Raw genomic sequence first — 24,744 nt, 5'->3', positions numbered from 1 at the left:
GGTTAAGGATGGATATCAAATACTTGTCCGGAGGCTAATACCCCGGAAAAATATAATTCATGAGCATAACGATACAACTTGAAATAAGCTTTATCATGACAATAGCCACCATAGTGTAAATCAACGAATAAAGAGCGATGAGGTGCAATATTTACTTGATCATCTAATCTTTGGTCATATTGAATCCATGCTAAAGCCGGTTTATCAGTGAGGTTATTTAGGCGTAACTCACATTGAGCAATTGCGCTATAGCTGCAAAAAAATAAGACTGCCCCTAGGATAAGGTGTCGCACGATAAGCTCCATTCAAAAATTTGCGTTATTATTTTTCTAACTCATTGATCAAATAAAATAATTTATTCAAGGTGTCGTTTTTCACTCTGAAACTCGCGAAGGTCGCTTTTTCCTTACTATCGGCAATATGATTCGCAAAAGTAATCACCCGATTATCCTTCTCAATCCAGCCTACGAACCATCCGTGTTGCAGCGATAGTTTTTGGTTTTGGTCCTTCGTTAACTGTCGACCATTACCTGTTTTTCCATAGAGTTTCCAACCGCCCGCTAATTCTTGGATATAAAGAATATCTTTAGTCATAGTGAACGCTTTTTGGCTCAGAGGTAATTTTTTATTGATTATTTCTTGGAGAAACAGAATTTGCTCTAGGGGTGAGATAGCAAGCGAGCTTGAAAGCCAGGCATGGGTTAAGCCATTATTCTGACCTTTGTCGCCAGAGACATCCCCATTACCGTAGTGAAATGCATCAACATAGTTTTTAAAACGTTTCATGCCTAATTGTTGCGTTAACACTTGCGAATACCACAGACAGGAATCTCTTATCCAACTATGCGGGTTATGAGGATATTTCCAGGTATTGAGGTAAAGTTCATATTCTTTTTTGTAGGGCCATTCAGGATGTAGCGCATCTTTTAATATTCCTGAATCGAAACCCATAAGACTCAAGGCAATTTTAAAGGTCGATTGCGGCGCAAAGCGCTGGTTGCAATCCTTGCCTTCCTGCTTAAGCAGGGTTTGCTCTTCATAGATCAAAAAGCAAGAGCCTTGAGCCCAAGTACTCACACAATATAATAGCGTCATACCTAGAATTGTAGATATTTTCTTCATAAAAAACTCCAACTTCGATGTCATTGCTAGGGGTACAGCAAAAGCGACTGTACCCCTAAGGTGATTTATTGATTGGTACTATTTAGACTATTCATTGCGACCTTGCGAAATACAGGGGCCGCTAACTCTCCACCGGAGGTCAAGGTCTCGCCATTTTTGCTTAAATGACCGTCTTCAATCACGACCACCATGGCGTAACCTGAGGAATTTACTGGTAGATATCCAGCAAACAAGGAAAGTTGTTTACCCTGAGCAACATCCGTATTTTCTGCAACTGTTCCTGTTTTACCAGCGACGCTAACACCAGGAATCGCAGCTAGTTTTCCATTTCCATTAATAACAACGTTCTCAAGGATATGATTAATTGAGCTTAGCGTTGTTGCTGAAATAATAGGGGGCTCTCCTCCTTTGAATGAACGTCCTTTGTTAGCAAGAATGGCGTAGGATTTTGTTAAGGAGTCAATCGTAACGGGTATATTCTCACCCACCGAAACCATTGCCAATTGTAATTCGTCACTTTGATTTGCTTCTTGCCACCAACTGTTCATGTCAAAACCAAATTCAGAGAGTTTTTTACGAATCACTGCTGCTCCAGCTTCCTGGGAAACCTTAATAAGGCATAAATTACTTGATTTTGCGATAGCCTCTGCCAATGAAATGGGGCCCTTATTGACGTAGTAATCTGTAAAGGTTCTACCTTCTATCGAATAGGGGGAACGGCAATCATAGTTTTTTGTTTCAGAGCTGCTCCCGGAATCAATCGCTGCGGCTGCAATAAAAGGTTTTATCGTAGAACCAGGGGCAAAAACACGTGACTTCCAACTGCGCTGATTCTTGCCCGATTCAGCAAAAGCAATTATATCCCCGGTTTTGGCATTGGCGATAGCAATAACCCCCGATTTTGCATGATATCGTTGCACAGCGATTTTAATTTCTTTCTCTGCAATGTTTTGAATTTTTCGATCTAAATGGGAGATATCGACTTCTTTTCCCTTAGAATTAGTCAAGGCTCCTACTGCTGAATAGGCAACAGAGATTTGGGCCAAAATAGCCACTCCCGCAAAAACTCCCCCTAACAATAAGGATTTTGCTGTATTAAGTGGATAAGCTGATAACATTGAAATTCTCCTGATAATAAAAGTACGGTCTTCGTTGTCTTTGCCCAACGCCATACCTACCGTGCATGCAATTTCTCGGTGAGATAGCTTGGAATTTTGAGCCGCTGTCTGTACAACATCAAACAGACAGTGGCCATAGTCATAGGTCGAAATTTTTGGCTGGCCAACCAATACTTCGTCACATGAAAATTCTTGTAATTGGCTTAAGATACGAGCCCATCGCGAAACACCTGGATTTGCAAAGAAAATGATCCGCAGAACCTCAATAAAATAGGCCCATAGGCAATCACCATTACGATGATGTTGGCCTTCATGAGCAATCGCAATCTTCACATTCTTGGCAGAAGACAATAAGGATAGAGGTAATACGATATAAGCTTTGTTAAATAGAAATACTGAGAAAGGGATATGGCAGCGGTGAGAGACTTTAATAACTAGTTTACCGGATGTTCGATAAGGAACTGCTTCAGCTAATAGAGTTCTTAAGTGCCTCATAGCTGACAGTACTTGATAACTGCGTAACAAGATAAGCAAAGCAAACACTAGATAAATGAGCTGGCAATAACTCATATTATTCATTAACAAAGTAGCGGTTGATTCAGGAGCTCTTAGCGAAGATTCAGCCTTTAAGATGGGTTGATTCACATACTCTTGCACATCAAAGGATACATAGTGCTGTTGCTCAAGTTCAGGAGATCGGTTTATGCAATGGACGATTAATGGAGAAATCACACAACTAACTAATAAAAGACGAGCTAATTTGAGTTTAAAAGACGGTTGATTCGCAAGCCAACGACCCCCGATCACCCACGAGCTTACTAAGAGTAAGCAATGAATACTCAATAAAATTTCTAGAAATAACATGGCTAGGCCTCGATTTTTTTTGCAGAAGTTAACAATTGCTTAAGCGCTTCCTCAATGGCTTGAATATCATCCTGTTCTAACTTTTTGGCCATCAAAAGTCTTTGCACCAGCGCCACAGGCTCGCCATCAAAAACATTAGTTACCATATGCTCGATACAGGTCCCTTCGTATTCAGCTTTTGTAACTATAGGTACAAAAACATGGGCAAAAGAGCTTTTTTGGCATTCAAGAAAACCCTTTTGTTCAAGCACTTTTACTACGGTTGCCACAGTGGTATAAGCTAAAGGTCTTTCTTTGGGCAGATGTGAAACAATCTCTTTAATAGTTACCTTATTAAGGCTCCAAATAATATTCATTAATTCAAGTTCTACCTCTGTAAGGAGGCGATCGTGAGTAAACGCGTTAGATCCTTTTTTTGTTGACATTTTTTCTCCAAACTAAATAAAACATGATCTACTATATTTTTAGTAGATGCTACTATAAAAATAGTAGAGTTGAAATAGTTCGGAAGATTAATTTTTTAAAGCTTATGAAATTGTTAGGCTGGGATAAGTTAGAATTGGGTAATCATCAACAGTTAAATGATTGAAGAATGTATAAAAAACACGCTGAACTCCTTTGTAGTATTGGACTATAATGCTTCGAGACGGCGCTAATGCGCCTCCGCGGGACGAACGGATTAGAAACATATAAATTCCATTTTTCAACAAATACTTAGGGTCTATTGGAAGGACATGCCGCGGGACGGCGGGGAGGAGCAAATGTTAACAGTCCCTAGTTACAAGGTACTTCTGTTTGACTCTTTTTAATAAACAGATAAGTCATTGATAGGTCGACCTTGCATAATAATACAAATAGCGAGCTTACCTTCTTGAACTGCTTTGTGTTAGAAATCGGTTTAATTGCCCCCGCTACAAATTTTAATCCAATTTGTCAATATTTGGTTATTTTGTTAATCAAACTATTGTATTATGTTTCAACTGCTTAATTAATGTACGCTCACCTTATGTGCCCTATTATTATCGATGTTACTAATATTCAAGATTCTCAGATTGATGAGCTCATAAGCTATCGAGCTGGCGCTCCTTCTATCAAACCGCAACTCGTTCCAACTCATCGAGTCACCGATGATTCTAAAAAACAACTTTCCTATAATCGGTTTCAAGCCTTGGATAAGAAAGAACAGTTTAGAAGAAAATTACTAATGGCCTTAGAAACGGAATGGGCTAAAATTTATTCGCCGGAAGTCACTGCAGAATTAATAAAATTATTTGTTTCCTATACAGAAACTATAGATCACGATGGCGGTCTTATTTTTGGCGGATTAATTAATAAAGAGATATTTCAAGGATTAGTTAATTGCTACGATAAGTTGTTAGGTGAGAATGGGAGTAAAAGTTGGATTCACTCCTATTTAAATCTAGGAAATCATCCTGATTTTTTAAGCAATAAAGAATTTAATCAAGCCTTTTTACATCCTTTATTGATTGCACTAATTGCTCACGCATGCGGGGGAGCTATTCGAATAGTCGATGCTAGGGCTAAAGATGCGGAACCATTGGAAGTCCGGGCGCAAGATAATATGCTGCATATTGATAACACGCCCTTTCGCAGAGAATTTAAAATAATTGTGACTTGGGAAAGAGGTCATGCGAGTGGGCCCAAAGGGCAAAATTTTGTCTACCTTCCCGGCACTCATAAAGGGGTTAGAGATTGTTTCTATTCGGAAGATAAAGGGTATTGGTCCACAGAAGATGCCTCTATTTTTATACAAGAAAACACAGTAGAACAAGCTTTTGAAATCCAAAAAAAGGTCTTGAATACTGAGCATCCTCTCGTGGTAGAAGTTCATAATCCAGACAAACCAACCACGACCGTATTTGAAGCAGGAGCTTTGGTGCATCATCGGTATCGCACCGAAGAAAAAAATATACCACGGAGTTGTATTATTGTTGCCTTCCACCGCGCAGAGGATAATCCCGGACAACTTTTAAGCCAAAAAGAAGACAGCTCTGAAAATAAACTTTTCCATTTACTAAGTCATAAAAGCACCGACAATAATGATGAGGGTTTTATTACAGTCCTTGCGAAGGATTGTGCGGCTATAGCCAATAAAATTTTAGAAATTAATGATGAAAAAAATAGTGCGGAAATTATCAAATTTGAATCTAAGGTATTGAATGAAATTCAATTTACTGCTTGGAAAAAAACTGTAGTAGGTGCCCCAACGCTTGAACAATTAAAAATTAACAAAAATCATTATCCGATAATTGGTGCATCAGTTAGCAATGATGAATTTTTCGATATTATCGTGAACAAAATGATGATTTTTGATAAGCATGGACCCTTGGATTTAATCCTTTATGGTGACGGGCATGAAGAAATTCGTAAATGGGCTAGAAATCGTATCCGCGAAATGAAACCGGAAAGATTGGCAACTCGTTTTGAGCAATATAGGAATTTATTAAAACAACCCGAAGCCTCAGATTTGATGACGCCAGTGCAATTGGCCAATGAATTAGAAAATCTATTAAAATTTATTAAACAGTTGCCCATTAATATAAAAGCCCAAGCACAGTTAGCGAGTCATGAAAAAATTTCAGAAATAGATGCTTATCGATCTTTAGAGCAATTGATTAGCGATCTAAAAGAGGCCATTGTTCGTTGCGATTCTCGCCAGAGTTTTTTATCAACTAGCTTGTTTGCTTTTTGGACTTATGATGAATTATCGTTACTTCATGGTGACTTACCAGAAGAGTTAAAACAAACAGGGCAAAAACTTTTAGGGAATTATGTCGCTACGGGTATTCTAATAACCAAGCAAATTCAAAGAGATTTAGTCAAAGTAACTAACCCCGATTTATTGACTGAAGATCAAACACAGAAATCCTCTGCCCATTTATCGCAATTTTTTCAAAACATAAGACTGCAACGACGACCCACTATTGCACCATCAAGTAATGACCAAACAATGGTAAGTCCTGATCCCGACGCAATCAACGTACCACGATCTTCGATATAGATAGTCAATAGTTCGATGTCTAAACGATGGACGAAGCAGAATTTTATGAGTAATTGCCACAACAATTTGGAATAAATGCTTTGATTAACAAACGGTTCGAGAAAAACTATAGACACTGTTGAAAATGAAGGAAACTGCTGTGAACATCAAAGAATTACAAGCCGCTTTAAACCTTAAGAAAGCAACGTTGGATGATTATCCTACTATCCAAAACATGGCAAGGTTTTATGTCTACGATCTCTCGCGTGACTGTGGTTTTATTTCAGACGATTGGGCTTTTCCTGCAGATGGACTTTATGAGAGCTTTGATTTTAAAAATTATTTTGAAGAACCGACAAGAAAAGCGTTTCTTATCAAGGTAGGCAATGAACTGGCAGGTTTTGCTCTGTTAAATCAAGCAGGACATTACTCTGATACTGTATGGAACATGGGGGAATTTTTCATTATTGCCAAGTTTCAAGGCAAAGGGTTGGCTTATTTGGCTGCTTCTGAACTATGGAAAATGCATCCAGGGTTATGGGAAGTTTCAGTGATACCGCAAAACAAGCGTGGACTTAGCTTTTGGCGTAAGTCTATTTCAAGTATCACAGCCGGCAATTATCAGGAAGCAATTAAACCGATAAATTATGATACGCATCAATCCAATCGAGTTATTTTTCGTTTTGATAGTAGTACACAAGGTTATAATGAGACTTTAGAAAATAAAAAAGAATATTTAATCCAATTTGTTGACGAACTTGATGAAACCACAGAAAAAAGAATGACAAAAGGCTTTGTTGACTATGAGGCTCAGCATGGTATAGACGTCAATTATCGTCGCTTTTCTCTAACGATCTCCAATGAACAAGGAGTAATTTTTGGAGTAATTAATGCTTTTACAGCTTTCTCGGAAATTTACGTGGATGATATCTGGGTAGACAGTGCTTATCGTGGTAAAGGCTATGGCAAACAGTTATTGCTTGCTCTTGAAAATCACTTTAAAGATCAGGGATTTAATAATATCAATTTAGTGACCAGTGCTTTCCAAGCGCCAGAATTTTATAAAAAATGCGGCTTCATAGCAGAGTTTACGAGAATAAATAAAAAAAATCCCAAGTTGAGTAAGACCTTTTTCGTTAAATTTTTTAACGAAAAATTTGAAACTCAAGGTATTATTAAGGCAAGCTCATCGTGAATAAAAACTTCTGGAAATATTCTAGATAAAGCCAGTTTCGATGACCTCTTACATCAATTCATAGAGATGACTTCATGCAATTAGGGTTTAAAAGAATTATTTTTATGGGGTTTCTGCTTTGTATTCCGATATTTTCTAATGCCACAGTATCCTGTACTGATCAGCGTTTAAAAAAACGAATATTAAATTTCATGGGCAAATTTCATATTCCGGGTGCCGCTGTGGTTATAGCCAATCATGGGAAATTAAGAACCTGTCTATTTGGAGAAGCTGTTCCTAAAAAACATGTTCCAGTTTCCGAAAAAACAATTTTTGAATTAGGGTCGATTACTAAAACCTTTACTGGGTTAATACTTGCTAAAGAAGTCATCTCAGGCAAAATACGATTAGACCAAGCAATTCACCCTGATCTTAAAATACCTCATTCTGCTAACATTGGAAAAATATCCTATTTGGATCTTGCTAGCTATACCTCAGGCTTAGCTTTCAATGTTGAAAACTTAGCTTACAATGCCTCATCCTCTTCACAAAACCAAATTAAGTTTCGTAATTATTTAAAACACTATGTTCCCCCTTTCAAGCCTAAAAGTTACATGCTGTATTCAAATGTTGGTTTTGGGCTTTTAGGTCAAATTTTGGCTAAAAACGAACAAACTTCCTTAACTGAACTCATGAGGATTGAAATTTTATCTCCGCTAAACATGAATTCCTCGGGTTTAGATCTCAGTGATGAAAATCAAAAATACCTTGCGCAAGGCTTTACCGAACATGGAAAACCCATTCCTTATCATCCATCCGGCTTATTTGGTGGTTCATGGGCAATGAGAGCTTCTGTTAAAGACATTCGTTCTTATTTAAATGCAGCGCTGGGTGAACGCTCTACCCCGATAAAAATACATCAGGCTATGCTGCTAACTCAAACAGCTTACTATGATATGCCTCATGAGGAAACGCAGCTTGGTTTAGGTTGGCTTATTACACCGCTGAATAAAGCAAGCGCCATCCAAAAGTTAACTCATCAACCAGCCCATTATCAATTTATTCCTTATCAAATAAAGAAAATAAAAAAATCAGAATTCAATCCCAATGCACTAATCGGAAAAACAGGAGCCACTGATGGGTTTCGAGCTTATCTCGCTGTTATTCCTGCAAAAGGTACAGGCATTGCGATCATGATTAATCGTTTCACCCCTTCAAGTGGTGCCTTAATTAATTTGGCGAATAAAATCTTGCTTGAAGAAAGTCATATCGCATTTTGAAGGAATGATGAAAGCTGCATTTAATTTTGCATTAAATAATCACAACTTGTATAATCAGTGACATTTAATTTTACTAGATAATTATGAAAGAAATCTTTGACAAATTAACATCTGCAAATGAGGTAAGACAGCTTGCTATAAAATTAGATGTGGAAAATAAACAGAATTTATTCGACTACATTATGGACCCAAGCGTTTTGTCTAAGTTTTTAGGGAATACCTTTGCTTTTTTTGATTTACTTACAACTTTTCCTGAGAATAAAACGAAATTAATTGATAACATATTCTTACCGCCATACCTGAAAACAATAGTGACCTGTGGTTATGATGTCGAGAAATTAGGTTTATGGTGTCCTGAGGGACGAAAACGCTTATTTGAATTCATTGCGAATCCCGCCTACTCGAACAATGTATCCCTTAGTCCAGAATACATTAAAAAATTCGTTAACCTATTTCCTCTCTATCAAAGTAACTTGTATCAGCATCTTATCTGTACTGCTAATTTAGAAAAAATAATGAATAGTACTTACAATGTTAAATTGATTGTCGAAGCTTTTCCTGGCTGCAAAGATGAGCTATTTAAGCTAATAGTTAAACATAAAATTTTGGATAGCCTGGTAAAAAAACCATCTGATTTAAAGACCTTGCAGGAAATCTTTTCTCATTACCCGTTTTTAACCAACTTAACTTTGGATGAGGAAGATTTTAAAACGACAGAAAATTGGAAAGAAAAAAAATGTAAGGAGATAAAGAAAGGATATTTAGAACTACCTAATCTAGCCTTTGCTCGTGGAGCAGGAATAGGCTTCTTCTGTAGTTTAGAGCTCCCCGCTGAAATGGGTGACCATGTTGGATCATTTCTAGATGAGAAAGCTGCTCTACAACTTGCAAGGTCTAGCAAGTTGATTTTTCAAACAGCAGAGGGTGAACAAATTAAGAGTAGAAAATTCGCTGTGCAAACAGAGAAGGAGGATGGCAATTCTCCAGCAGCAATGTCAATTCATGCTTAACTCAAAGAAAAAAATCCTCCGATTAAATCGGAGGAAATGAGAAGATTGTTCTAGGTTTAGTTGTTAATGTTATCGCTTAATAACAATAGCCAAGATCATTATTCCAACAAGTTGGGGAATATCCTACTGAGTAATAACTTGCCGGGTAATAGTTAGAATAATAGACGGTAGGTGTTACAAATGATGAGCCTTGATAGCTTCGAATGCAACCACCTTCAAAACTCCTATGATAGCCACACCCACATCCATCCTCTGCATTAGCACTAGAAGGGTAGCCAGCTGCTAAAGATAACAAACCCGCTGTAGCTACTAACCGTAATAACTCTGAAAATGATATAGAATGTGTTTCCATGGCATCCTCCTTAGTACGTCGTTGATTGCCATCCTAATAAGTATAGTGCACAGCCTACTTAGCCACGAACCAGGAGAATTTCTCAACTCTCTGCGTAAGGAAATTTTTGCCATTCAAAATGGAAATGACAGTTTTTATTTTTTCCCACAAACGCGTTGGCCAATCCAAACAGCTAAGGCCAAGGTTGATATGACGGCAAGAACAACACTATAACTTTGCCAGTCTGGTCCTACTAAAGTTAAAGCATCAGGAGAGTGTAGAATGGAAAAAGGAATAGCGAGTAGCACATCCATTAAAGCAGAGCCAGCAACCAAACCACAGGCAATTAAAATTCCTTTTTGTTTGCTCGAATGTTTTTCTTCGTTAGGTATAGCTCGTTTATTGATACGACGATGAACGACCATGGCAATCATTCCTCCTAAAAACAGTGGAAAGGATGAAGAAATAGGTAAATACATGCCAATGGCGACACCTAGAATTGACAGTCTAAAATAACGATCACCCTTAAACAGAAAATTCACTACCAGAATTAACAAAATAACCCCTGCGCCAATGAACATCATTGTCCAAGGCAGTGCATTGCGAAAAACTGCTTCAGTGATCGCTGCCATTAAAGCTGCGGTAGGAGCAGGCAGTGATTGACTAACATCCATGCCCTCATGCGGCATAACCCCTGCTATTCCATACACTTCAAACAGTAATTGCATCACTGGAGGAATGACTAAAGAGGAAATCACCACGCCCAGTAACAGCATCACTTGCTGACGCCAAGGAGTAGCTCCCACTAATTGGCCGACTTTTAAATCCTGGGTGTTATCATTAGCAATCGCCGCGATTCCAGTAACTACCGAACCAATAATAATCGTGATTGCCTCTGCGGCCTTGATTTGCTCATCGGTCAAGGGTAATGGTAAGGAATGATTAATTAAAGTCAGTAGTAATGAGGCAGCAAAGAGCATCCCGGCAATTACTACAGAACTTCCTGGGCTTGCAGTGACTCCAACCATACCGGAAAAATATCCGGTAATGACTGAAAATAAAAAGCCAATCACTAATACATAAAGCACCGCCGCAAAAACTAAGCTAGGTCCATAAACTTTATCAAGCCCAACTTGTGATAAGGGAAAAATGAATTGAAAGAACAAAAACAAGATAGCACCCATTAAGAGAACCCCTATTAAAATAAAGGGCATGGGAATATCTCGATCTGTACGAGGTAATTGTTTGTCTTGGCGACTTTTAGTCATAAAAGCGCTAAATGAAACACTCATACTTTTCGCCAATGGTTTTATTAATTTGATAAAAGTCCAAGTCCCTGCAAACAGCATCGCTCCAATTCCCAAATAGCGCATTTCGCTATTCCATAAAAAAACTGCCGCTTTCTCAGGGGGATAATGAATGAGGTAATGGGGGTAAAATTGACTAACAATTGGCATAGCAATTAACCAAGAAATGACAGCACCCAGAAAAATACTGATCGCCATTTCATGACCGACTAAATAACCAGCTCCGATCATGGTCGCTGAAAAACCCACACCAAAACCAAATAAAGATCGTTTAGCGGTAAACCAAAAAGTCCAAGTACTGGCAATTATTTTAAAACCTGATTGGAATAGCTCGATTAATGCGCCAATTGCACCACCAAGAAAAATATCGCGAATACCTGCTTTTTCAGCGGACGATTTCAGTACCTCTGCTATTGCTCGACCTTCAGGAAAACGCAGTACAGGCTCATTAACGAGAACACGTCGCAAAGGAATTGAAAATAAAACACCTAAAATTCCCCCACAGGCTGCAATAAAGAAATTAGTTAAATAATCGAATCCATCCCAGTATTGAATAATAATGAGAGCAGGTATCGTATAAACAATTCCTCCAGCAACAGCCTCTCCCGCAGACGCTGCAGTTTGTACCGCATTATTTTCAAGGATGGTTGGATCCTTAAATAAGCGCAAAATTCCCATGGATATAATCGCAGCCGGAATCGAAGCGGAGGTTAAAATACCTAATTTAAGTGCTAAATACGCATTCGATAGCGCCAATAACACAGTCAGTATTATCGCTAACACAATGCTACGCACTGTTAGTTCAGCGACTTTTTTATCCGCGGCGATAAACGGAATCGAGTCACTCATCGGTTACCCCAGACAGCGTTCACTACTTCTGGACGCAAGAAATTTTTAAGTTCAACTTTAGAAATTTCAACCGTTTGCGGACCGTAAACATAAGCGGCTACTTGATAGGTATCAAACACAATGGCAAGGCCATTTTTAGTAAAAAACCAATTCTTATAATTCTCAGCGGTAGGTTGAGTTCCTTTAGTGACCCAATCTTTATCTGAGATTTTTTTCTTCATAATCGATTCGCGACTCAACGCTGCGATTTTAGTTAAATAATCACTATTTGGTTTAAATAGTTGCTCCAAATTTACAACCAAACCCTTTAAAAAATTTAAGGATTTGACCTGATTCGCAGGATGAGCTGCGCCCCGAGAGTAAGTGGAAATTGAAAACAACAAACTTAGAGCCTGTTTGTTCTGAAACTGGGTCTTATAATCGATATATAGACTATTTTTTCCCGGCACATCCGCAGGCAATTTTGCCTCATTTTTCGGGGTATCTACCTTTTGCAATGCTTCGATAAGAGTAAGGACAGCGGTATCAATCGATTTGTCTGCAAAACCTTGAGGGTATTTAATTTGCAGGTCCATTTCAGCAGTTTCTTTTTTAATCTCAACTGTCTTTGGAACTAAGGCCCATGAACCCAGGGAAAAGCACAGTAAGATAGTCGCGTAAATCAATCTTTTCATTGACAACCCCTTAATTCAACCATTCACCTGCCACCATTGTACTGTGAGGCAGAGGATAACCAAAATAATAACAAAGCGCTGCGCTATCCTTCACAGACCAACGCACCAAATCAGCTGCTAAGCCTACAGCAATCGTTCCAGTTTCTTTCTCCACACCTAGAGCTCTTGCTGCTTGATAAGTAACACCAGCCAATGCTTCCTGTACTTTGAGGGAGAAGAATTGACAAGCCATGTTTAACATGAGTAGCAAAGAAGTTGTGGGAGAAGTGCCGGGATTTGTATCAGTAGCAATCGCCATTCCCACGCCCATTTCACGTAAAAGATCCACGGGCGGCTTAACTGTTTCGCGCAGAAAATAAAAGGCACCGGGTAATAGAACTGCAACCGTTCCACTGCGCGACATAGCTGCCACGCCGGATTGATCCAAATGCTCCAAGTGATCGCTTGACAGCGCCTGCAAATTAGCTGCTAATTCACTAGCTCCAAGATTAGATAGCTGCTCCGCATGACATTTGATCGCTAACGATAATTCTTTAGCTTTGATAAAAACCTGTTCTGTCTGTGCCAGGCTAAATCCAATGGATTCGCAAAACACATCGACTGCATCCGCCAAACCAGTATCTGCAACAGCAGGCAACATCTCCGAACATAGAAAATCCACATAGCCTTGTTTATTATTCAAGTATTCCAGAGGTACTGCATGCGCCCCCAGAAACGTGGTTTTCACTCTCAAACCACTCAGCTCACCTAGGCGTCTGGCCACGCGCAGCATTTTAAGTTCAGTTTCTAAATCAAGACCATAGCCCGATTTAATTTCAACAGTGGTCACCCCTTCAGCGCGCATGGCTAAAATTCTAGGTAAGGATTGCTGTAATAAATCCTCTTCTGAAGCGGCGCGAGTTTGTCTGACCGTTGATAAAATACCACCCCCGGCCTTGGCAATCTCAGCGTAACTTACTCCCTCAAGGCGTTGCTTAAATTCATTGGCGCGCTCACCTGCGTAAACAAGATGAGTATGGCAATCAATCAAACCCGGTGTGATTAATTGATTTCGACAATCATCAATAACTTTAGCCTGTTGTTGATACTCCGAAGGCAACGCTTCATGAGCCCCACACCATACAATTTTCCCCCTAGCAATGGCGATAGCTTGATTCTCTAATTGCGTGCCTTCAGCCGTGATGGTCGTTGCATTAATTAATAATCGTTCGCAGAAGTTCATATTGACTCCCAATCTGGCACTTGATGTGGGGCAATGAGCCATGATTGATGGTGGCTTTTATCATAAATATCCCATTCTTTAGACACATAGAGATCTTTCTCAATATCTAATAGTAACCAACTGAGAAACAACGCCACTGTCGCTGGGGATAATAATTTGTTTTTCTGATGTAAAGCCTGAAAGAAATCACGTTTTTCAAGATCCATAAACTTAGCGTGACGAATTACACTTTGCATATCCGTATCAATAATACCAGGCATTACACTGGCCACCGAAAAATGAGGGTTTTCGAGTTGCCAACAGCGTGTCAGCATTGCTAAAGCTGCTTTCGAAACACAATATCCAGACCAACCAGTCACAGGAAAATAAGCCACACCTGAACCAATATGAAGCACGCGTCCTTGCTGTACTTGAGGCATGAGCGCTTGCGTCAAAAATAATGGCGCGTTTAAATTCGTGGCGATTATTTTTTGCCAAGATGCTTCATCAATAGAAGCAACAGGATCCATCGGTTCGATAATACCGGCATTATGAATTAGTCCTTCCATCGCTGGGAATTTTTGCACGTAGGAAGTAATTTGTTGACGACCTTCAGCATTTGATACATCTGCACAAAAATAACTAATTAACGGTGAAAAGCTTGCTGTTTCCGCGAGTGCCTGTTCGCGTCGGCCTACGATGATTACTTCTTCGTTGCGAGCAGCCAAAGCATGAGCTAAAGCGCGACCTATCCCTGATCCACCACCCGTAATTAGAAACATCGTATTCCTCATTAAACTAATCAGACAATAAGCTCAATTAACGGTAAATTTCAATCTCATTGAATTGTTGATTGACCTTATTAAAATTGTGGCGATAATATCAGACCTAAACTCAATTCGCACGATTTTAGATTAACAAACAGACAAAAGCCCTGTTGAAATACATCCCACAAACTGGCAAAGTGATAAGTCTTGAGTATGTTAGATAACTATTTAATGCAAGGAGTGTTATCAATGAAAAAATCCATGCTATGCGCAGGATTAATGACTATTTTAAGTACAACAGTGTATGCTGAAGATAGTAGCAAATCAATGAATGTAAACCCTGGACAAACAATGTCTGGCTCTGCAAATGCTCAATCAAATAGTTCCACCTCACAAGGAGTCGAAAACGTCGCTTCTGATAATGTACCTACCCCTTCACCCAAAAGGCCTAATGATAAAGGTACAAAAACGCCATCAAATATCGCTCCAACGACGCCAACATCCAGTAACCCTGGAGCAAAATCTTCATCTCTGGAGAAGCGAAATCCAGCTAACGCTGCAAAAAAAACCATTAAGGCCAGTAGACATGCATCAGCCACAACTACAATGCCAGTTAGTGATGCCGCGCAACCGACTACTACTAATACAACAGCGCCTGCTGCCGTTACAGTAACGCCTGTTACTGGTACAACAACGCCTGCTACTGGTACAACAACACCTGCTACTGGTGCTGCAACACCGGCCACAGGTACAACAACGCCTGCTACTGGTACTGCAACACCGGCCACAGGTACAACAACGCCTGCTACTGGTACTGCAACACCGGCTGCTGATACGGCAACACCTGCTACAGGTGCAACAATCCCTGCAGTTGGCGGCACAGCGACAGCCACGGTGACACCACCTCAACCACTAAATTGCAACTACCGTATCCCTGCAGAAACAACTCACATTGAACAGACTATTGTAATGAAATGGGCTGAAAATGCTGCAGAACAATCTTTTGATTTTGACCATAATACGATTGACAATCAGTTGTCCTCCTTAAAATCCTGTTACACAGAGCAAGGTTGGCAAGGTTTCAACGATGCTCTACAAAAATCCGGTAACCTGAATGCAATTAAATCACAGCAACTGATGGTGAGTTCAATGGTTAATGGAGAAAGTAAAGTAATAGAAATTAAGGACAATCAATGGAAGGTCGTCATTCCTATGCAAGTGGTATATCAAAATGATAAAGAAAAATTAACCCAACCACTTACCATTAATTTAGTTGTCGGTCGAAAGATATCCGGCGATTTAGGTATTATGCAAATGATTGCCATTCCTCGCCAGACAACAACAAGCCCGGCTAACAATAATACGGGAGCAGCACAATCAACTCAAGAAAATACGGGTACTCCAGAAAGCCATCAACCATAAAATGTGCCCCGCGGTCGAAGCCGCGGGGGCTCCTCTGATTGCATACCTCGTGCAGGTTGGGTCTTGGCCTGAGGTATCTTCATTTTTTTTTGAATAATATTACAAGCCTAATCCAGTGTTTTACTGAACCGTTCAGCCTGAGGAGGAGCGCCAGCGACGTCTCGAAGGCCTGTCCTGAGGCCCTCGAAGGACTCAGCCCGAACGGAGCGAGCTACTGATTGGAGCAAAAGCTATTTTTGTTTAAAAAAAAGTGACCATACCTCAGGGTCTCGGCCCAACAAATTCATTGCCACAAAGAGGTCTTCCTAACAAAGCCTATCTAATTGCTCCACATACGGTGGACCAAACTACGAACAAAAATTCATAGAGCAATGCTATGCTATTTAAAAATGAATGACATAACGGAGTATGAAATTCGTACCCTGTGCGCGATTTCTCGCATCGGCCTCGAAGTATAAGTTAAAGAATAAAAATTGGTTTTTTGTAAACCCATAGAGCATTCCTGGTCCAAGAGCCCAAACTTTCTCACGCCTTCCCGGAACACTCACATCGTTAACTCGGGTGTCTGTAAACTGGTAAAAGAAATAGCTATTTAAACCGAGATGAAGTTTTTCAGTGACTGCATAATCCGTTGCAATATCTGCATAAACGGCTTGGCCTGCTTGTGTTGCATAGACTGTTGACCCAAAGGACGCGTTAGGTCTATGGTTTATAGCATTCCATAAATAATGTAGACGGTATGAAAGATCCCATTTTGGAGTGAACCAATAGGTTACTGCCCAATAGGGAGCCAATGACCAAAAATTAGAACTGGGATTAACAGCATATTTTTTATCGAAATGACCAACGGGAACTATAACATCTAAATCAAAACGTTGTACAAATCTCGGGCCTTTTCCGTCTTTACGCATAATTGGATCAAACTGTAATGCAGGACCAATAAACAGATCGCCAGAGCCATCGGCAGCTCTTAGCACAGGTTGTTGTAGGCCATCATGAACCCTAGCACGGATAAGCCATGGCAAGAGTGCCGACATACCTAAATTAGCACCTAATATTTTTTTCGTAGAAACATAAACGAGCTGAAGGATGTCCGCAGTTACATTCAAATCGTTACGAGGAAAAGGCAGCTTCATTCCTCTTTTATCAGTGAGTTTTTTAACCGTATAATATTGAGAATAATTTTGTACGTACAATCCTGGTCCAGAAGGTGGACCACCATCCAAAAAGCTAGTGTAGCCTAAATTAACTACCGGCTGGTCATAAGCAAAGGCCGTCGATGAGATAATGCAAGCAAAACTAAGAACACCACACAATAATCTATTCCCTATCATATATTGTTTACCCTTAAGTCAGCAGTAGCGAGACAAAATCAATTAAAAATCAGTTGATTGCTAGCATAACTAGTTTTGTAATCTCTGGGAATAAGGAAATTAAATCTTATATAGAATATTGTGATTAGTTGTAGGTTGGGCCTAGGCCCAACCTTTCACCAAATGGAAAATAAGGAATTTGTTGGAAGACACAACGACCATTTTATGAGGTGCTGCTCTCGTCTGGATAAGGCAATATAGTCACTTGAGTTCCTACCGTAATAAACTGTTCGTTTAACCATTTAGCGGCACTAGGAAGAACACGCACACAGCCATGGCTAGTATTTGCAAAAGGAACCTCATACGCTGCATGAATAGTAAACCCTCTAAAGAAGTACATGCAATAAGGCATTTTTGCGCCGCCAGTCGTTTCTACAGGGTATTCGCCTGAACGACATTCAAGGCCACGTTTATTATAAACACGGAAACTGCCGGTAACTGTCCGACAGGATTGACCGGAATTTTCATCGCAAACATCCTTACCACCTGAAGCACTACCTGTCATTAAGCGATTGCCTTCTGGATCATAGGCAGCCCAAGCATAAGCCTTAGGATCAAAAATAAATTGCTTTTTGCCTGTTGCTGGCGCTTTGACAGGGAAATATTCACGTCCTCGTTTATCACGAAGATAATGAGTCGTGCGATGTACAACACCAACATCGTCGGTGATTAATGTTGATTCATCATAATATTCCATACAACCCGCCAGACCAAGGCACAGCGCGCCAGCCCACAACAACTTTTTCATGGTAAAAATTTCTCTCTTTTATTATTAATTTTATAAATGCTTAGGTAAACCAAATTTGGTTTACCTATTTTTATCTTAACCTTTCAAGCGACGATATTTAATTCGTGAAGGCTTAGTGGCTGCATCACCTAATCGTTTTTTCTTATCTTCCTCATAGTCACTGTAGTTGCCTTCAAAGTAAACAACTTGAGAATCCCCTTCAAAAGCCATTAAATGAGTACAGACTCGATCGAGAAACCAGCGATCATGGGAAATAACAACGGCGCTGCCAGGAAAATTCAAAATAGCGCCTTCGAGAGCTCTCAGCGTTTCTACATCCAGATCATTACTGGGCTCATCGAGTAGTAAGACATTGCCACCGCGTTTAAGTAATTTGGCCAAGTGCACCCGGTTTCGTTCCCCACCGGATAACAGACCTATTTTCTTTTGTTGATCTGCACCTTTAAAATTGAAGCGTCCAACATAAGCTCGTGACGGCATCTGGAAGGCGCCGACCTGCATAATATCGTGACCATCAGCAATCTCCTCCCATACTGTTTTATTATCCGCCAAGTGATCGCGCATTTGGTCAACATAAGCTAAATGAACAGTATCACCAATACGAATTTCACCCTGATCAGGTTGTTCTTGGCCGGTGATCATTTTTAGGAAAGTCGACTTACCAGCACCGTTCGGACCAATAATACCGAGGATGCCGCCTTTGGGTAATTGGAAATTTAAATTATCAATCAATAAACGATCGCCGAATGATTTGCAGATATTTTTTCCTTCGATGACTAAATCACCCAAACGCTCACCAGGTGGTATATATAACTCATTGGTTTCATTACGTTTTTGGAATTCTTTAGAATTCATTTCTTCAAAGCGAGCAAGTCTTGCCTTAGACTTAGCATGACGTCCCTTCGGTGAAGTGCGAACCCATTCAAGTTCTGCTTTAATCGCCCGTTCATGAGACGCTTGCTGCTTCTCTTCCATAGCCAAACGCTCTTCTTTTTGCTCAAGCCAAGCGGTGTAGTTTCCTTTGTAAGGAATACCCTCTCCGCGATCGAGCTCTAATATCCATTCAGCAGCATTGTCCAAGAAATAACGATCGTGGGTAATTGCAACCACGGTTCCAGAAAATTCTTCCAGATAACGCTCTAGCCAGGCAACACTTTCTGCATCTAAATGGTTAGTCGGCTCATCCAATAATAACATGTCTGGGCTTGATAACAGTAAACGGCAAAGCGCTACACGACGTCGCTCTCCCCCTGAAAGTAAAGATATTTTGGCGTCCCATTCCGGTAACCTTAACGCATCTGCGGCAATATCTAGACGTCGATCAAGATCCCAACCACCATGCGTTTCAATGTCATTTTGCAGCTCGCCTTGCTTCTCTAGTAATGAATTCATTTCCTCATCACTCATTGGCTCGGCAAAGCGCATACTTATTTCATCAAATTCGGCCAATTTGCCTTTTATTTCTGCTACACCTTCTTCGACAATAGCACGCACTGTCTTATCAAAATCAAGCTGAGGTTCCTGCTCTAAATAACCAATTTTAATGCCTGGTTGCGGCCTCGCCTCGCCTTCATGTTGCTTGTCTACTCCAGCCATAATGCGTAATAAAGTGGACTTACCGGAGCCATTTAAGCCCAAGACACCTATTTTTGCCCCTGGAAAAAAGCTCAGGGAAATATCCTTTAAAATAAAACGTTGGTTATCGACAATTTTCGATACCCGATTCATCGTAAAAATGTATTGCGACATAAATGCTCCAACTCACTAAAAGCAGGCGCAGAAGGTAAACCATATGACTGGATTACTCAAGCGCATACTCAAGTATCTTAAGTATCTCAGTTAAGACCAATCGAGAATAACTTTTCCTGATTGACCGGATGCCATAATTTGAAACGCCTGTTGGTATTCAGCGACGGGGAAATGATGCGTCATTACTGGCTCTAAATTCAAACCGCTTTGTAACATCGCAATCATTTTATACCAAGTTTCAAACATTTCGCGACCATAAATTCCTTTGATCACAAGTCCTTTGAATATGACTTGGTTCCAATCAATGAGCGTTTCTTTAGGTGGAATACCTAACATAGCAATGTGTCCACCATTGTTCATTGCTTTGACCATGTCGTTAAATGCTGTCGGATTTCCTGACATTTCCAAACCAACATCGAATCCTTCAAGCATGCCTAATTCATCCATCACCTCGTTGAGGTTTTGATTTTTCACATTGACAGCGCGGGTAGCGCCCATTTTTTTGGCAAGTTCAAGCCGACACTCATTCACGTCAGTAATAACCACATGACGGGCACCAATATGACGTACAATTGCTACCGCCATGATGCCTATGGGGCCTGCGCCGGTGATCAATACATCTTCACCGACCACATCAAAGGCTAAAGCGCAGTGAGTTGCATTACCAAAAGGATCGAAAATAGCTGCTTGTTCAGCACTAATGTTATCCGGTAAAACAATGACATTCGTTGCAGGCATTACTAGATATTCCGCAAAACAACCTGGACGATTCACACCCACTCCAACCGTATTACGGCAAAGATGTCGTTTACCAGCACGACAATTACGACATACTCCACAAGTAATATGTCCTTCTCCAGACACACGCTGTCCGACTTTCAATCCCTGCACTTCACGACCAATTTCCGCAATTTCACCGTAAAACTCATGCCCTACCGTCATCGGCACAGGAATAGTTGCCTGAGCCCAATCATCCCAAGAATAGATATGAATATCAGTTCCGCAGATGGCGGTTTTATGAATTTTAATCAGCACATCATTAACGCCATATTCAGGAACTGGTACATCTTGCATCCAAATTCCTGGCTCACGCTTGGCTTTCACTAATGATTTCATACAACCTCCCAAAAACGACCCGCTAACTTAGGGGTATTAAAAATAGCTCTTAAAATTTTATCAAATGACCCCAAGCTCTTTGCCCACTTTGCCAAAGGCATTGATAGCTTTATCTAAATGTTCTAGTTCATGAGCAGCTGACATTTGCGTGCGAATTCTTGCTTTTCCTTTAGGTACAACGGGATAAGAAAAACCAACCACATAAATCCCTTCTTTTAATAAACGATCAGCCATACGACCCGCTAAAGCGGCATCTCCCAGCATAACTGGAATGATTGCGTGTTCGCCAGGAACCAAATTAAATCCAAGTTGCGTCATACCTCTGCGAAAATATTGACTGTTTCTCTTTAATTTTTGCGATAATTCATTGCTATTCTCAAGCATAGTTAAGACGGCAATTGAACTGTGAGCAATGACAGGTGCTAAGGTATTTGAAAACAAATAAGGCCTTGAGCGCTGGCGCAACCAATCCACAATGACCGCATTGGCCGAAGTGTACCCGCCCGATGCACCACCAAGCGCTTTACCTAAGGTTCCGGTGAGAATATCCACTCGATCAGCGACACCACAATACTCAGGTGTTCCTCGTCCTGTTTCCCCCATAAAGCCAACTGCATGTGAATCATCAACCATCACCATGGCATCATAACGATCGGCCAATTCACAAATAGCCGCTAAATTGGCAATGATGCCGTCCATGGAAAATACACCATCGGTGGCAATTAAACGAAATCGTGCATCTTTAGCCGCTCTAAGTTGAGCTTCTAGGTCGCTCATATCATTATTGGCATAACGAAAACGTTGTGCCTTGCAGAGACGTACACCGTCGATAATGCTGGCATGATTTAAGGCATCGCTAATAATGGCATCCTCGGGCCCTAAAAGCGTTTCAAACAAGCCCGTGTTTGCATCGAAGCAAGAGGAATAAAGAATAGTATCCTCAGTCCCCAAAAAATTACTTATTTTACGTTCTAATTCTTTATGGACTGTTTGTGTACCACAGATGAAACGCACAGAAGCCATGCCATAGCCGTATTTTTCTAAAGCTTTTTGCCCTTCCCCGATTAAAACAGGATGATTGGCTAGTCCCAAGTAGTTATTAGCACATAAATTAATTACTTCGCCTTCTTTTACTTGCACCGCAGCTTGTTGTTGACTTGCTATTATACGTTCTGATTTATATAAGCCTTCGTCCTTGAGTGTATTCAATTCATCTTTTAAGAATTCAGTAAATCGCTCGCGCACAATCCTCTCCTTTGGGTCTTAAATAAAATGGGCCGATGATAACAAATTTTACACAAGTCCACTACGCAAATGCTTTAATTTCACCGATCAATTTAAAAAAAACATTTAAATGACCTAATCGTTATGGAATCGATCGCACCTTTTCTCAATTCTTGCTAAAATCGTCGCAACGTTTTAACCTAGGTTATGCTTATAATTGTTCCTACGATGCCATGTAGAGTTGAATGATTAGCATAAGCGGATCTTTAATGTGATGGTGAACTGATGACTACAAGTCAAAACGCACGAATTAACATGCTCAAACAGCAACTTCGTACTGGTAATGTTCTTAATGAAACAATTCTCTCTCTTTTCGATGAAATCCCACGCCAAGAGTTCGTACCCAATGCTATGCAGCAATTTGCTTACTCAGATATGCAAATTCCTTTGATGCACGATCAACGAATGCTGACGCCTTTAGAAGAAGGCATACTTCTGCAAGAACTTGCTCTTCAAGGTCATGAAACAGTTTTAGAAGTAGGCACAGGAACCGGCTATTTAACAGCGCTCCTAAGCCGATTAAGTAAAAAAGTATTGAGCATCGACTACTTCTCTGATTTTACTAGCTACGCGCGACGTAAGCTCAATGAACATCACTGCACTAATGTGGAACTCATTACTGGCGATGCTTGCCGAGGCTGGCTCGATAAAGCACCTTATGACGTGGTGATCTTGACGGGAGCAGTTGAAGCAATAACCGAAACGCACCGCTTACAAATCTTACCTGGCGGCAAATTATTTGCTATCGTCGGTCAAGCACCCGTCATGCAAGGTCAATTGCATCAATTAGATCACGATGGGAGCTGGCATGGTCATGTACTGTTTGAAACATGCATCCCACCTTTGATTGATAAGTTAAAACGCAAAGAATTTGTTTTCTAGGACAATTTTGTATGAAAAAAACGCTATTATGCTTGCTGTTCGCTTTCGGCGTACCTTTCATGTCGCACGCAACCGATTTGATGGATATCTACCAGCAAGCGCTGGATAATGATCCTCTATTTAAGCAAGCCTATAGCACTTATATGTCCAGCTCTGAGGCAATTCCTCAAGCTCGTTCCGCTTTATACCCGCAAATGGGTATAAAAGCACAAATTGCTCGTAACTATGAGAACGTGGTGACTGCAGATGGTTCTTTGGTGAGTACTTATAATAGTAATTACTGGCAGGTTAACTCATCACAAGCACTTTTTAATTACCAAGCCTGGTCTCAGGTTCAACAAGCCAAAGCCTCAGTTAAAGCGGCGCAAGCCACCTTTAATGATGCAGCACAAAATTTAATTCTACGCACTGCCAGTGCCTACTTCCAGATCTTACTAGCCAAAGATACACTCAACTTTGCGGAAGCAAAAAAACGGGCTAATAAACGCCAATTCGATCAGGCAGAACAGCGTTTTAAAGTGGGCTTAGATGCCATTACCTCTGTGTATGAAGCCAAAGCAGCTTATGACCAATCCGTTGCTCAAGTTATTTCCTCGAGAAATAACCAGATTAATCAAAATGAAAATCTACGTAAATTGACCAATCATGTGTACGAGCACCTCTCGCCTCTTCGAGATAGCCGCATCCCCTTAGTTAAACCTGAACCTGATAATGTCACTGAATGGGTTAATACAGGGCTAAGACAAAATTATAAGCTTTTTTCGGCTAAATATCGTTTGCTTTCTTCACGTGAAAACATTAAAACACAATCATCTGCAAGCTGGCCGACTTTTGCCTTGCAAGGGAATGCGCTACAAACTCATATCCAATCCAATGTAAATGCAACAGACAGCACAACCTCATTTTTCGTTCCCTTCAAGCAAACGACTGCCAGTTTAGCAGTTGCGATGAACTTTCCTATATTTCAAGGGGGATTGGTTGAAGCAAAAACTAGACAAGCACAATATGATTTTCAGACTTCAAGTCAACAGTTAGAGCAGACTTATCGCGATGTGGAGGTCAACAGCCGTATTGCCTTTAATACAATTATCGATGGTATTTCAAAAGTAAAAGCCGACAGGCAAACCATTATTTCTCAACAAAATTCGTTAGAAAGCACAGAAGCCCAGTTTCAGGTGGGAACACGAACCATGGTTGATGTAGTTAATGCGCAACAACGGCTGTTTGAAGCTCAAGAACAACTTGCGAGTGATCAATATAATCTAATCAATGCCTTTTTAAATTTAAAATATCTGGCAGGAACTTTGAATGTCAATGATATTGAAGAGATTAATTCTTGGTTAGAAACCACTCGTATCACTAGCTTCCCGCCTCAAATTTCGAATAATGTTACTAAATAACTCTCATCGCGGACGAATTTTATCGATTAATAAATCTATTTTTTCATCCGTTAAATTTCATTTTATTAGGTT

At 40.3% G+C, this 24,744-nt stretch carries 21 protein-coding genes; 7 read left to right on the top strand and 14 right to left on the bottom strand.

Going from position 1 to position 24,744, the window contains the following annotated elements; all coding sequences use genetic code 11:
• Window positions 1–2: 2 nt before the first annotated feature.
• The 4 genes from Ldro_RS06295 to Ldro_RS06280 all read right to left on the bottom strand — a co-directional run bounded on the left by Ldro_RS06295 (window position 3) and on the right by Ldro_RS06280 (window position 3,529).
• Window positions 3–293, bottom strand: a complete 291-nt coding sequence (locus tag Ldro_RS06295) for a hypothetical protein (RefSeq protein WP_131764375.1) — start codon at window positions 291–293, stop codon at window positions 3–5.
• 28 nt (window positions 294–321) lie between these two features.
• Complete coding sequence (blaOXA, locus tag Ldro_RS06290; RefSeq protein WP_058495550.1) at window positions 322–1,122, bottom strand: class D beta-lactamase; 801 nt, start codon at window positions 1,120–1,122, stop codon at window positions 322–324.
• 65 nt (window positions 1,123–1,187) lie between these two features.
• The gene (locus tag Ldro_RS06285; RefSeq protein ID WP_058495549.1) at window positions 1,188–3,104 is read right to left on the bottom strand and encodes a M56 family metallopeptidase; all 1,917 of its coding nucleotides are present in this window, start codon (window positions 3,102–3,104) and stop codon (window positions 1,188–1,190) included.
• Between the two features lie 2 nt (window positions 3,105–3,106).
• Entirely contained in the window at window positions 3,107–3,529 is a 423-nt protein-coding gene (locus Ldro_RS06280) for a BlaI/MecI/CopY family transcriptional regulator (RefSeq protein ID WP_058495548.1), read from the bottom strand.
• 581 nt (window positions 3,530–4,110) lie between these two features.
• On the opposite strand from Ldro_RS06280, the gene Ldro_RS06275 reads away from it, so the two are divergent.
• From Ldro_RS06275 to Ldro_RS06260, 4 genes are all read left to right on the top strand, one after another.
• A complete protein-coding gene (locus tag Ldro_RS06275; protein WP_058495547.1) occupies window positions 4,111–6,126 on the top strand; it encodes a hypothetical protein in 2,016 nt (671 codons plus the stop codon).
• Window positions 6,127–6,265: 139 nt separating this feature from the next.
• The gene (locus Ldro_RS06270; protein WP_058495546.1) at window positions 6,266–7,300 is read left to right on the top strand and encodes a GNAT family N-acetyltransferase; all 1,035 of its coding nucleotides are present in this window, start codon (window positions 6,266–6,268) and stop codon (window positions 7,298–7,300) included.
• 74 nt (window positions 7,301–7,374) lie between these two features.
• Window positions 7,375–8,559: a serine hydrolase gene (locus tag Ldro_RS06265; protein ID WP_058495545.1), complete on the top strand. Its 1,185-nt coding sequence runs from the start codon at window positions 7,375–7,377 to the stop codon at window positions 8,557–8,559.
• 83 nt (window positions 8,560–8,642) lie between these two features.
• The gene (locus Ldro_RS06260) at window positions 8,643–9,569 is read left to right on the top strand and encodes a hypothetical protein (RefSeq protein ID WP_058495544.1); all 927 of its coding nucleotides are present in this window, start codon (window positions 8,643–8,645) and stop codon (window positions 9,567–9,569) included.
• A gap of 76 nt (window positions 9,570–9,645) precedes the next feature.
• Here the strand turns inward: Ldro_RS06260 and Ldro_RS06255 are convergent, their stop codons facing one another.
• The 5 genes from Ldro_RS06255 to Ldro_RS06235 form a co-directional block, all read right to left on the bottom strand.
• The gene (locus Ldro_RS06255) at window positions 9,646–9,921 is read right to left on the bottom strand and encodes a GCG_CRPN prefix-to-repeats domain-containing protein (protein WP_058495543.1); all 276 of its coding nucleotides are present in this window, start codon (window positions 9,919–9,921) and stop codon (window positions 9,646–9,648) included.
• Between the two features lie 134 nt (window positions 9,922–10,055).
• Entirely contained in the window at window positions 10,056–12,056 is a 2,001-nt protein-coding gene (locus tag Ldro_RS06250) for an OPT family oligopeptide transporter (protein ID WP_058495542.1), read from the bottom strand.
• Entirely contained in the window at window positions 12,053–12,730 is a 678-nt protein-coding gene (locus Ldro_RS06245; protein ID WP_058495541.1) for a DUF3298 and DUF4163 domain-containing protein, read from the bottom strand. The genes Ldro_RS06250 and Ldro_RS06245 overlap by 4 nt, the downstream gene beginning before the upstream one ends.
• Before the next feature lie 10 nt (window positions 12,731–12,740).
• The gene (gene hutI, locus Ldro_RS06240; RefSeq protein ID WP_058495540.1) at window positions 12,741–13,952 is read right to left on the bottom strand and encodes an imidazolonepropionase; all 1,212 of its coding nucleotides are present in this window, start codon (window positions 13,950–13,952) and stop codon (window positions 12,741–12,743) included.
• On the bottom strand, window positions 13,949–14,713 hold the full coding sequence (locus Ldro_RS06235) for an SDR family NAD(P)-dependent oxidoreductase (RefSeq protein WP_058495539.1): 765 nt from the start codon (window positions 14,711–14,713) through the stop codon (window positions 13,949–13,951). The genes hutI and Ldro_RS06235 overlap by 4 nt, the downstream gene beginning before the upstream one ends.
• A 234-nt stretch (window positions 14,714–14,947) precedes the next feature.
• On the opposite strand from Ldro_RS06235, the gene Ldro_RS16270 reads away from it, so the two are divergent.
• Window positions 14,948–16,120, top strand: a complete 1,173-nt coding sequence (locus Ldro_RS16270) for a DotI/IcmL family type IV secretion protein (protein ID WP_058495538.1) — start codon at window positions 14,948–14,950, stop codon at window positions 16,118–16,120.
• Window positions 16,121–16,503: 383 nt separating this feature from the next.
• On the opposite strand, the gene Ldro_RS06225 is transcribed toward Ldro_RS16270, so the two are convergent.
• The 5 genes from Ldro_RS06225 to Ldro_RS06205 form a co-directional block, all read right to left on the bottom strand.
• Window positions 16,504–17,454: a SphA family protein gene (locus Ldro_RS06225; RefSeq protein WP_058495537.1), complete on the bottom strand. Its 951-nt coding sequence runs from the start codon at window positions 17,452–17,454 to the stop codon at window positions 16,504–16,506.
• 202 nt (window positions 17,455–17,656) lie between these two features.
• Window positions 17,657–18,241, bottom strand: a complete 585-nt coding sequence (locus Ldro_RS06220; RefSeq protein WP_058495536.1) for a L,D-transpeptidase — start codon at window positions 18,239–18,241, stop codon at window positions 17,657–17,659.
• A 75-nt stretch (window positions 18,242–18,316) separates the two neighbouring features.
• Window positions 18,317–19,990: an energy-dependent translational throttle protein EttA gene (gene ettA / locus Ldro_RS06215; protein ID WP_058495535.1), complete on the bottom strand. Its 1,674-nt coding sequence runs from the start codon at window positions 19,988–19,990 to the stop codon at window positions 18,317–18,319.
• Window positions 19,991–20,080: 90 nt separating this feature from the next.
• Window positions 20,081–21,106, bottom strand: coding sequence for an L-threonine 3-dehydrogenase (gene tdh / locus Ldro_RS06210; RefSeq protein ID WP_058495534.1), 1,026 nt, complete (start codon window positions 21,104–21,106; stop codon window positions 20,081–20,083).
• A 60-nt stretch (window positions 21,107–21,166) separates the two neighbouring features.
• On the bottom strand, window positions 21,167–22,351 hold the full coding sequence (locus Ldro_RS06205) for a glycine C-acetyltransferase (RefSeq protein ID WP_058495533.1): 1,185 nt from the start codon (window positions 22,349–22,351) through the stop codon (window positions 21,167–21,169).
• Between the two features lie 264 nt (window positions 22,352–22,615).
• Here Ldro_RS06205 and Ldro_RS06200 point away from each other — a divergent pair, with 264 nt between their 5' ends.
• On the top strand, window positions 22,616–23,272 hold the full coding sequence (locus tag Ldro_RS06200) for a protein-L-isoaspartate O-methyltransferase family protein (protein ID WP_058495532.1): 657 nt from the start codon (window positions 22,616–22,618) through the stop codon (window positions 23,270–23,272).
• Between the two features lie 11 nt (window positions 23,273–23,283).
• Window positions 23,284–24,672 carry a TolC family outer membrane protein gene (locus tag Ldro_RS06195; protein ID WP_058495531.1) on the top strand — a complete coding sequence of 463 codons (1,389 nt, stop codon included), beginning with the start codon at window positions 23,284–23,286 and terminating at the stop codon, window positions 24,670–24,672.
• Window positions 24,673–24,744 lie beyond the last annotated feature (72 nt).

This window comes from Legionella drozanskii LLAP-1 (assembly GCF_001467585.1).
GTDB lineage: Bacteria > Pseudomonadota > Gammaproteobacteria > Legionellales > Legionellaceae > Tatlockia > Tatlockia drozanskii.
The sequence above is the reverse complement of the archived record's forward strand: the minus strand, read 5'-3'. Positions and strand labels throughout refer to the sequence as shown.